The organism is Sulfurovum sp. bin170 (assembly GCF_010892395.1).
In the GTDB taxonomy this organism is placed as follows: Bacteria; Campylobacterota; Campylobacteria; order Campylobacterales; family Sulfurovaceae; genus UBA1140.
Genome location: NZ_JAACKB010000066.1, coordinates 1 through 11070, shown reverse-complemented (window position 1 = coordinate 11070; position 11070 = coordinate 1). Strand labels below are relative to the sequence as shown.

Below are 11070 nucleotides of genomic sequence, written 5' to 3'. Positions count from 1 at the left end.
TTATTAGGACAAGGCAGTGCCATTGTCCCTACAATATTTCAATTTCAAAACAGTAGAGACAAGGGACTCCCTTGTCTAAATCTTTAATTCATTGGCATTGGGCTAAAGCCTCCGACTCCAAAAGAGTTTTGCAAGAAATCTATACAAGGTACTAATATGAGTAAACTGTTAAATATAGATATAAATGAGCAACTGTTAGAGATTTTAGATCAGTTTGATATGAAGCTAGAGCAGGTAGAGGACTACTATTTTGTAGATGGTATCTTCCCTGGGATTGTGGCACAAGCGTTTGAGATGGAACAATTTGAGAACTCTGTTGTTGTGCAAGTAGATATTCATATCTTGCTACCCAATCAGAGTTTTGTAGAGTCTTTTGTGGGACACTCCTCAACTGTTGAAGAGGCGATTGCTGACTGTTTTGAACAGTTTGAGGTTAATATCCTACACACTCTCATTATGGCATTTTGGGATAAAGCTAAAAAAGTTGAAAATGGTGTAGGCAGTGATATATGGGAAATCAATGGGAATAGTTGGCAAGTTATAATTAGCAATTATGGCTATAGAGGTGAGCAACCTATAGAGGAGATAGTGACGGATAGTATGTTTGCCGAGATTGAGAAAATGATAAAATCTATGCCTTTAGATAAAGATATTTATGCTGTAAGGGCAGTGCAGACTAATATTGGTGACGGAAAGCAGATTACAGAAGCCCTAATTAATAACGAAGAGTCTCCTGTTTTAGAGAAAGCTATCTCTGCTCTTGATTGGAAAAATATAGATAGTTACTATACGGTTCGTAACTTTGTTTTGATTATGAAGTTGAACCCAACAACTTAATAATAGGTTTAGCCAATCTCAAAGCTTTACCACGGTGAGAAATCCCCTTTTTCACCTCATTATCAATCTCTCCAAGTGTCAACGCATACCCATCTGGAACAAACATTGGGTCATATCCAAAACCTCCCTCTCCTCTAGGCTCTGTTATCACATCCCCATGCATCCAACCATGCACTGTATATTCACCATATTTTGAAACTATGGCAATACAAGCAGTATAATAAGCAGTTGTTCTATCTACCCCTTTAGCTTTAATATTTTCAACCAATTTCAGAAGATTATCTCTATCACTAGCCCCCTCTCCTGCATACCTTGCAGAGTATATATCTGGTTCGCCACCAAGTAGAGGTACAGAGATACCACTATCATCAGATATAACTATATACTCCTCTCCAAGCTTCTCATAAATAGTTTTTGCTTTTATCAGAGCATTACCTTTAAAGCTATCAGAATCTTCAACAATATCTATCTCTCCAAGAAGTTCAGAAAATGGTGTAACCTCACATCTAAACATCTCTCTAAATTCTCTTAATTTTCCCTTATTTCCTGTTGCTAATACAATTTTCATAACTTTTTAACCTTTTTTCCATATAATAGGACAAATTTTATCCAATTAAAGGTATTACAATGTTTAAACAGATACTACCCCTCAGTTCTATTATAGGATTGAGATTTTTCGGACTATTTATCGTCCTCCCTGTCCTCTCCGTCTACGCACTCGAATTGGAGGGAGCGACTCCCTTTTTAGCAGGTGCTGCAATGAGTGGATATGCCTTTACCCAAGCGATTTTCCAAGTCCCTTTTGGAAAACTAAGTGATAAAATAGGAAGAAAAAAGACCCTTTTTATAGGTCTGATGATTTTTATCTTGGGTTCCATCATATGTGCGATGAGTGACAATATCTATATGCTACTGGTGGGTCGATTCTTGCAAGGTGCTGGGGCGATTGGCTCTGTGGTCACAGCGATGATAGCTGACCTTGTCAAAGAGGAGCAGAGAGCTCACGCTATGGCAATCATGGGTGGAGTTATCGCTATGAGTTTTTCGGCTGCCATGATTATTGCTCCTGTGGTAAGTGGTAACTGGGGTATAAGTACACTATTTTGGATAACAGCAATTTTATCAGTAATGGCAATAGCTATTCTATTTACAGCAGTACCCAAACCTCCAACTATTGTTCACTCTTATAGTGAAAAAGAGTCGAAGTTTATTGATGTATTTAAAGATAAAGCATTAACACGAATGTACATTACTTTTCTCTTTCACTCATCTACTATGACTATGGCATTTGTTACCATTCCTATAATCATGACACAAGCTATAGCTGATGGTGGTTTTGGTTGGGAAAAAGTAGAGCTTTGGAAGGTCTATCTTCCTGCGATAGTTCTTGGTATCTTTGCAATGGCTCCTTCTGCTATATTTGGGGAGAAGTACGGAAAAGGTAAACAGGTCTTTATGATATCTGTAGTATCTATATTTTTTGGTTTTATGGCTATGGGATTTGCAAACTCAGCTCTAGTTTTCTCCATTGGTGTCTCTCTATTTATGATAGGATTTATGATGTTTGAACCACTTATACAGAGTTTTGTTAGCAAGTTTGCAAAAGTCCACCAAAAAGGTGCTGCCATTGGAGTTGCCAATACATTTGGATACATCGGCATTACAATAGGTGGTCTTTTAGCTGGTTGGATAATACAACACTACGACAGAGCTACGCTCTCAATAGTAGTCATGATAATCGCCGTTGGTTGGTTTATCTGGGTAGCAACAATGCCAAGTCCAAACAATCGTGGAAATGTCTACTTGCCTCTTGATATATTTGATAGAGAAAAAATTTCAGCACTAACAGAGCATGAGGCTATATCTGAGACTTATATTAATGAGACTGAAAATATCGCTGTTGTAAAGTATGAAAAAGATATGATAGATGAGGATGAAGTTAGAGGACTATTAAGTTAAAAAAAGTCAGCTTTTACCGTGTCTAATCGACTTTGGCAAAAAATAATATTAGGTAAAAGCTATAGACATTTTATGAGAAGAGGCAATAAAATAGGAAGAAAAAACTGTCTCTCTCATGTCCAAAGTATACCTCTCTTATGTGTTCTAATTGTGAAGAAAAGCCCGATATATCAACATTTAGCATATTTTTTTCAAAAATATAACCACTAATAGCTCTTCCTGTTTTTTACTGTATCTTATTCAACCAATCTAAATATTATTTCTCATAAACAGTAAACGCCTCTCTAAGCTCATTCGCATAGAGAGTTGCAATCTCATCCATAATCTTCTCATCTCCTCCAATATCTTTAGATTTGAAGTAGGCTTTTTCAAGTTTAGAGTCATAGCCATTCTTTTTAAATCCACTTCCATTATAACATCTAGCAAATTTTTCCCAATCTTTACTCTCCAAATGTCTGAAACATCCACCTTTTTTCAAAAAAGTAAAAAACGCCTCAAGCTGATTTGCCTCACTAACCTTTATATACTCCACAAACTCATAAACTGTATCAAAACCAGCTGACTTATGGTTAAAGCCCATTATCTGAAACATCCCCCAAGACGCTGATTTGAGTGCTGACTCCTCATCAATGGCTATCGCTCTATCTAATCTACTATACTCTTTTGCAGAGCTACGACTATAGTACTTTTTAGTCCAGTATGGATAGAGAATATTCTCATTGCCCTCTACCAACTCCTTTGGCTCAAAACCCTTGGATTTGAGTTGACCCCAAAACTTATGCCCCTCAAAAAGTATAGTAGGTCTCTTGTCTTGGTAAAATCCTCTACCACTCGACTCAACCTTTATCACAGCCTTGACAGCAGCAGGAGCTAAACCATTCTCTATAGACTTCTCATCTATATACTCATTGGTCAGCAGAAGAGAGTATATACCATCTATCTCTGCCCTACCATCCTCAAAAACTCTATCCCAAACTCCAGAATCCACACATCCACTCTCTTCACAACCTTTTTGAGCCTGAAACTCCAAAACAGTAGCTTCCAAATCTTTACTAAAACTAGAGGAGATCTCTGCTCTATTGTCTATCAGATAGAGGATGACACTCAACCATCGTATCAGAGTAGAATCTTCTGAATCTATAGATATATCTTCTATAATTTCATCATCAGAATTCAAACTCTCTGCATAATCTTTAGATAACTTATAAAGTTTAATCCAACTCTGTTCACCTATCTTGCCATCTACACTCAGAGAGTGCTTCTCTTGAAAGCTCTTTACAGCTCTAGTGGTCATAGGTCCGAAATCTCCATCAACAGATATACTATCACCCAAAAAAACCAGTAGTGCCTGTAGCTGTTTTATAGCTATCTTTTTATCTTTGCCCTCTTTTAAAAAATCCGTAATCAGATACATCATTGTCCCCTTTATTTATGGAATGTGTTTATCATACCATTTTTTTAAAAGAAAGTAAATATAAGCTTTCTTAAACTTTAAGACTAAATAAGTAACTCACTTTAACTTAAAACACAAGCCAACCAACTATAATAGAATAAAATATCATATATTTCACTTTTACTACCAACTCTTATATTATCATTTCAGTGAAAAAACTCAAAAGGGGGAATAGAATGAGATTTTTTGTTACAGTACTACTACTAACTATTTACAGTTTTAGTTTTGATTACAATCTTAGAGCGTATACTATCACAGAGGGCGTATCATGTTTTTTTGGTTTAAATGAAAAAGCAAATATGAAAAATGGTGGGCGAGTTAGCAACACCTGCTATGTAGAGAGCAAGGATGGCTATATAGTTATAGATAGTGGTCCCACATATAGTTATGCCGAACAAGCTTACCGTATCATGCAAAAGAGAGAGGCTCTACCTATTAAGTATGTTATCAATACATCAGCTCATGAGACAAAAATATTGGGCAATAAATTTTACAAAGAGCAAGGAGCAACACTTATTGGACCCAAATCCTATGAAATACTTTTAAAAGAGAAAAGAGTACCTAATCTATCTACAAAGATTTCAAAAGATGCCTTTATAAATACCCAATTCATGCCATTAGATATATATCAAAACTCCCATAGCAAAATCTCTATAGGAGAAATAACCTTAGAGATTAAAAAGTTTGAAGATGGAGATAGTCAACATCTTGTTGTATTTATACCAAAAAGAGGGATAATTTTTGTAGGAAATTATATCTATAACAGTCAAAAATCTAAAATAGAGAACCACTACTCTCTAGTAGAGTTAAAAAAGACTATTTACAAAATAGAGAATCTATCATGGGAGTATATCATATCATCACGAGGTACTAAAATGGGAAGAGATACTATTGAAGAGACACGAAACCATATAAACAGTATAAAAGCTCCTAAGAGAAATATTAGAAAAAGGAACCGAAGAAATAGACATAGAAGAGATGATAATTATAAAAAAAGAGTTGTCGTTCAATTTGCTTAAACTGTGTAAGAACCTATGCATTTCAATCGTAGGGTGCAATTTATTGCACCAAATTTGTGGTGCAATAAATTGACACCCTACAGTTCGTACACTATTTCAACTCAATCTTAGCATCTTTCTTTAACTTCTCAATAGTACTCTCAATAAGCTTATTAAACTTCTCTTTGTTTAAATTGCCTTTTATCTGCTCTTTTACATCGTCAAACTTCTGTACACCAGCATCTTTTCTATCATCAAGATAGATGATATGGAAACCAAATTGAGTCTTGACAGGCTCTTTTGTAAAATTTCCTTTTTTCAACTTATCAGCCGCAGCAGAGAACTCAGGAACCATTTTATCTAAAGAGAACCAACCAAGATCCCCGCCACTTTTACCACTAGGTCCTGTTGACTTCTCTTTTGCAAGTTTAATAAACTCTGCTTTTGTATCATTTGAATCATTTAAAATTTTGATAATAGCTGTAGCATTATCCTCTTTTTCTACCAAGATATGACTAGCTTTTAGCTCCGCAGGAGTTTTAAATTTGTCACTATTTTTATCATAGAATGCTTTGAGGTCACTCTCTTTAGTAGAATCTTCTATCTTCTTTGCCTCTTGCTCCATCCATACAGTCAAAATCAAATCTTTTTTCAATAACTCTAACTTAGTTTTATAAGAGTCTGTCGTATCAAGACCAGCTTTTCCAGCCTCTTGAGAGAGTAGTTTTCTATCAACAATCATACCAACTACTCTATCTTTCATACCCTTATCAAGAGTATCAAACTCGATACCTTGTGGTCCCATAACCTGCATAACTTCATCTTTTGTTATCTTCTCACCATTTACAGTTCCATAGTCTGCACTACAAACAGTAACAAACGCTAGTGAAGTAAGTGCCAATTTAATTGTATTTTTAATCATTTTTATCCTTTAGTAATTATTTTATTTTTTTAATTATATTTGAGAAAAGTAAACAAATCGTTAACCGATTAACATATACCTAAATCCACAGCTCTATATTCGACATCCATTAAAGCACAAGCTCGTCTCATTACTCCTTCAATCGTAAATCCAAACTTCTCAAACAGCAACTCAGCAGGAGCTGAAGCACCAAAACTCTCCATTCCCAACACATCATCAGCATATCTATAATACTCTGTTGCTGTCGCTGCTTCAACAGCCAATACTTTTGTATCTCTGTCTACAACTCTTGCTCTATACTCTGCATCTTGCTCATTAAATAGGTCAAGACATGGAACAGAGACAACATTGGCTCTGATACCAAGAATCTCTAAGTGACAAGCTGATTGAAGGCAAAGCATAAGCTCACTTCCACTCGCCATTAGTGTAAAGTTTGCATCTTTTCGCTCTTTTACTATATAAGCACCATTTGATACTTCACCAAAATCTCTCTTTGGTTTAAGAGTTTTAAGCTTCTGTCGAGAGAGAACAAAACCATGAGGTGCATTCATCTCTAGTGCTGTTCTCCACGCCTCCACATTCTCTGTAGCATCAGCAGGTCTCCAAACGAAGAAGTTTGGCAACGCTCTAAATTGGCTAAGATGCTCAACAGGCTCATGAGTTGAGCCATCTTCGCCAACACCGATACTATCATGTGTCCAGATAAAAAAGTTTTGGATGCTTGTCAGTGCGGCAACTCTTACCGCTGGTTTTTGATAATCAGAGAAGACAAAAAATGTTCCACTAAATGGGATAACTGTACCATAAAGAGCCATAGCATTGGTAATCGCAGCCATAGAGTGTTCACGAATACCAAAGTGCATATTTCGCCCTTTTGGAAAATCTCCCATATCAGCCAAGTTTGTCTTGTTTGATGGAGCCAAATCAGCAGAACCACCCACAAATGATGGAATCGCTCTTGCAATAGCATTCAAAATCTTACCATTAGAGTCTCTAGTAGCCATAGCTCCAGTATCAGAAAAATCAGGGAACTCAATAGCTGAAAAATCAGGATTCAGTAGTCTCTCCATCGCTTTGTTCTGCTCAATAAGTGGAGCCTCTTTGTGTCTATGAATCCACTCTTTCTCATATAGGTCACCACTCTCAATAGCACATCTAAATCTCACAAGAACATCTTCAGGAATATAGAACTTCTTATCAGCAGGGAATCCCTCTTTTGTTTTAGATTCTGAAATAATATCATCTCCCAATGGAGAGCCATGTGTAGAGGCAGACCCCTCTAACTCACACGCACCTTTTCCAATAATAGTATTGGCTATAATAATGGTAGGTTTTATTGCACTCTTGACTTCGTTTAGAGCTTTATCTATATCATCATAGCAGTGACCATTAATCTTTTTGACATCCCAACCCTGTGCCTCAAATCTAGCACCCACATCCTCACTCCAAGAGATACTAGTGCTACCCTCAATTGTAATCTCATTGCTATCATATATAAGTACCATATTGTCAAGCCCCAAATGACCTGCAACAGAACAAGCTTCATATGAGATACCCTCTTGTAGGTCACCATCACCACATAAACAGTATACTTTATGGTCGATAAGCTCACAAGTCTCAGAATTTACTTGATTGCCTGTATACTTTGCAGCCATCGCAAAACCAACAGCATTGGCAATACCCTGCCCCAAAGGACCAGTTGTAATCTCAATACCATCAGTATGACCATACTCGGGATGCCCAGGGGTTTTGGAGTCTAGCTGTCTAAAATCTTTCAAATCATCTAGTGAAAGGTCATAACCCCAAAGATGAAGTAGTGAGTAGATAAGTGATGAGCCATGACCACCAGAAAATACTAATCTATCTCTATTTAACCACTTTGGATTTTTTGGGTTGTGTTTTAGGTGTTCACTCAATACAACTGCAATATCTGCCATTCCCATTGGCATTCCAGGGTGTCCAGAGTTTGCCTCTTGTACCATATCTGCTGCTAAAAATCGAATCGTATTAGCCATTTTTTTTCGCATAATATTCTGTTCACTCATTACCATTTTTTCTTTCCTTTGATTAAATTATCTAACAGAGGGAGGGTAGACACATGGGTCTACCCCTACAAAACCACACTGTTTCTATGTCTATAGAGATACTTATCCACGATTGGATTAAGAGCCTTTTGAAGAGGTTTATCAAAAAAGCTGAACCTAACTTCCAAATCCTCTGCCATACGGTTAGCCTCTACAATACTCCCCTCTAACCCTATTAGGTTGATAAAAGAGTTCTTATCTCCATCATTCCCTGTAGTCTTACCAGCTTCCTCTTCACTATGAGTCTCATCTATAATATCATCCTGAATCTGAAACAGAAGACCCAAATCTATACCGAAATTATAAAGCTCATCTTGCTGTTTTTTCTCCAAACCAACTATAACAGCACCCATCAAAAGAGAGGTCGCAATCAGTTTTGCTGTTTTATTAGTATGTAAAAATTTTACCTCATCTATACTCAATGGTCGGTTCTCAAAATACAAATCAATAGACTGCCCAAGAACCATCCCATAAGTACCACCATCACGAGCCAAAAGTTCCACAAGCCGAATCTTGACATCATCTCGAAGAGGAGCTTTTGAGATATGATAAAAAGCCTCTGTATTGAGTGCATCACCCACCAAAATAGCCGTAGCCTCATCATATCTGATATGAAGAGTCTCAAATCCACGACGCAGAGGTGCATCATCCATCGCAGGTAAGTCATCATGAATCAATGAGTATGTATGCAGAAACTCTATTGCTAAAGCAGGAGCCAACGCCCCGTCATACAATAGAGGTTGATATGCCTCCACCACAGATAGAAGCAACAAAGGACGGAAGCGTTTACCACCTGCCAACAGCATAGTTGCCAAGGCATCATTATAGTGTGGGTGAAAGCTCTCTACACTAGGTAAATTTGCTTTGAGATAAGCTTCAAATCTTTGCATATATAGTCGTCCATTTTTTGGCGACATTATATCCATAATAGACTAAATTATGCCATAAAGTTAAAAAATGTTGTTAATTTTTAGAGTAGGATAGAGAGGATAGAAGGGTGAAAAGATTTCACCCTTTAAAAAAACAGATTAAACTGCAGTTACATTTTCAGCTTGTGGACCTTTTTGACCTTCACCGATTTCAAATGTTACAGCTTGACCATCAGCTAGAGAAACACGACCACCACTTGGGTTGTTTACTTGTCTGAAGTGTACAAACACATCAGCCCCTCCACTTGCTTGCTCAATAAATCCATAACCTTTTTCATCGTTAAACCATTTCACAGTTCCATTAACTAATTCTGCCATTGTCGTACCTTTTGTAAATATATAACTTCCCAAAGAAATCAATCTTTAAGTAAAGTCGAATCAAAATAGAGAAGAAATATATTTCCACACTCATCTTTCATCTGCAAGCATTATAGCTAGATTTTATTAAAATAATAGGCAATTTCTATACTCTTTAGCAAAAATATAGTATAACTTCACATTAAAAAAATATAGTGACGATTATAATCACTATCTAAGGTTATATATGAAAGAGAATATTAATTTGGAAAAGTCGTGGTTAGAAGCTCTACAAAATGAGTTTCAGCAACCTTATATGATAGAACTCAAAAACTTTTTGATTCATGAAAAAGAGCAAGGAAAACAGATTTTACCAAAAGGTTCACTATGGTTCAATGCCCTAAACTCAACTCCTCTAAACAGAGTCAAAGTTGTAATCTTAGGACAAGACCCATACCCAACCATAGGTCACGCACATGGACTATGCTTCTCTGTACTTCCAAAAGTAAAACCCTTACCAAAATCTCTACAGAATATCAACAGAGAGCTATATGATGATATAGGAGTCAATAACAGTCACACAGGATACCTACAACCGTGGGCAGAACAAGGAGTACTACTTATAAATGCTGTTCTCACAGTAGAGGCAGGAAAATCAAATGCACATCAAGGCAGAGGTTGGGAGATATTTACAGACAAAATCATAGAAGTTATCAATAGAGAGTGTCAAGGTGTGGTCTTTATACTTTGGGGAAGTTATGCACATAAAAAAGGTCTATCTATAGATAGTAGCAGACATCTTATTATAAAAAGCCCACATCCATCACCACTCTCAGCATATCGAGGTTTTTTTGGAAGTAAACCTTTTTCTAGGACAAACCAGTATCTGCAATCTATGGGTAAAGAGCCTATAGATTGGCAATTATGATGATTTGGTGGTCGGTGTTACCGACCCTACTCTTTGTCAGAAGATTTTTGGTCTTCGCTCTTCTTTTCTGTTTTTTTAGATTCAGAAGTTTTAGACTCTTTTTTCTCATCAGACTTTTTAGAATCACTCTTTTTTATAGAAGTCTCTTTCTTGGAATCTTTTTTCTTAGCAGGAGCTTTTTTACTCTTCTTACCACCACATTTAACAGTCTTCTCACCACTTTTAACTTTAGCAATCAAACCTTTACCAAAACCTTTAATATTTATAAGGTCATCAGCAGACTTTAGCTTATTTGATTTTCTATATTTAATGATAGCCTCAGCTTTCTTATCACCAATACCCTTGATACAGATTAATTCATCTTTTGATGCTGTTTGTAAATTTATAGCAGAGAAGAGAAACGAGACACTCAAAGCCATAAACAATAAAATTTTTTTCATAAAATTCCTTTAAATAATTTGTTGAAATAGAAGTATATAAAAGTAACTTTAATAATCATTTAAAAGAGAGGATAATAGAGTAAAAAAATTATATTAGATGTGTAGTTCTTTTAATCTTTTCATAACAACATTGACAATAAATAGATATTTGTGTATCATTATGTATATACTACATTTAAAAGGATAACCGATGACCGTACCATTAAAAAAATGGGGTAACTCT

General features: G+C 36.2%; 11 protein-coding genes. 4 read left to right on the top strand and 7 right to left on the bottom strand.

Annotated features, from left to right (window positions below; all coding sequences use genetic code 11):
• The first annotated feature begins 156 nt into the window (after window positions 1–156).
• On the top strand, window positions 157–837 hold the full coding sequence (locus GSY74_RS01505; protein ID WP_164663350.1) for a DUF6348 family protein: 681 nt from the start codon (window positions 157–159) through the stop codon (window positions 835–837).
• On the opposite strand, the gene GSY74_RS01500 is transcribed toward GSY74_RS01505, so the two are convergent.
• A complete protein-coding gene (locus GSY74_RS01500; protein WP_164663349.1) occupies window positions 812–1405 on the bottom strand; it encodes a non-canonical purine NTP pyrophosphatase in 594 nt (197 codons plus the stop codon). The two genes, GSY74_RS01505 and GSY74_RS01500, sit on opposite strands and share 26 nt — an antisense overlap.
• A gap of 59 nt (window positions 1406–1464) precedes the next feature.
• Between GSY74_RS01500 and GSY74_RS01495 the strand changes: the two genes are divergently transcribed.
• Window positions 1465–2796 carry an MFS transporter gene (locus GSY74_RS01495; RefSeq protein ID WP_164663348.1) on the top strand — a complete coding sequence of 444 codons (1332 nt, stop codon included), beginning with the start codon at window positions 1465–1467 and terminating at the stop codon, window positions 2794–2796.
• Between the two features lie 256 nt (window positions 2797–3052).
• Here the strand turns inward: GSY74_RS01495 and GSY74_RS01490 are convergent, their stop codons facing one another.
• Window positions 3053–4213: an N-acetylmuramidase family protein gene (locus GSY74_RS01490; RefSeq protein ID WP_223157425.1), complete on the bottom strand. Its 1161-nt coding sequence runs from the start codon at window positions 4211–4213 to the stop codon at window positions 3053–3055.
• 212 nt (window positions 4214–4425) lie between these two features.
• On the opposite strand from GSY74_RS01490, the gene GSY74_RS01485 reads away from it, so the two are divergent.
• Window positions 4426–5268, top strand: a complete 843-nt coding sequence (locus GSY74_RS01485) for an MBL fold metallo-hydrolase (RefSeq protein WP_164663347.1) — start codon at window positions 4426–4428, stop codon at window positions 5266–5268.
• Window positions 5269–5359: 91 nt separating this feature from the next.
• Here the strand turns inward: GSY74_RS01485 and GSY74_RS01480 are convergent, their stop codons facing one another.
• From GSY74_RS01480 to GSY74_RS01465, 4 genes are all read right to left on the bottom strand, one after another.
• Complete coding sequence (locus tag GSY74_RS01480; protein ID WP_164663346.1) at window positions 5360–6169, bottom strand: peptidylprolyl isomerase; 810 nt, start codon at window positions 6167–6169, stop codon at window positions 5360–5362.
• 68 nt (window positions 6170–6237) lie between these two features.
• The gene (tkt, locus tag GSY74_RS01475; protein ID WP_164663345.1) at window positions 6238–8220 is read right to left on the bottom strand and encodes a transketolase; all 1983 of its coding nucleotides are present in this window, start codon (window positions 8218–8220) and stop codon (window positions 6238–6240) included.
• A 59-nt stretch (window positions 8221–8279) separates the two neighbouring features.
• Window positions 8280–9143, bottom strand: coding sequence for a polyprenyl synthetase family protein (locus tag GSY74_RS01470; RefSeq protein ID WP_164663344.1), 864 nt, complete (start codon window positions 9141–9143; stop codon window positions 8280–8282).
• A gap of 138 nt (window positions 9144–9281) precedes the next feature.
• Window positions 9282–9500, bottom strand: coding sequence for a cold-shock protein (locus GSY74_RS01465; RefSeq protein WP_164663343.1), 219 nt, complete (start codon window positions 9498–9500; stop codon window positions 9282–9284).
• A gap of 226 nt (window positions 9501–9726) precedes the next feature.
• On the opposite strand from GSY74_RS01465, the gene ung reads away from it, so the two are divergent.
• Window positions 9727–10407 (top strand): uracil-DNA glycosylase, encoded by a 681-nt coding sequence (gene ung / locus GSY74_RS01460; protein ID WP_164663342.1) that lies wholly within the window; start codon window positions 9727–9729, stop codon window positions 10405–10407.
• A gap of 26 nt (window positions 10408–10433) precedes the next feature.
• Here the strand turns inward: ung and GSY74_RS01455 are convergent, their stop codons facing one another.
• The gene (locus GSY74_RS01455; RefSeq protein ID WP_164663341.1) at window positions 10434–10847 is read right to left on the bottom strand and encodes a helix-hairpin-helix domain-containing protein; all 414 of its coding nucleotides are present in this window, start codon (window positions 10845–10847) and stop codon (window positions 10434–10436) included.
• Between the last annotated feature and the right edge of the window lie 223 nt (window positions 10848–11070).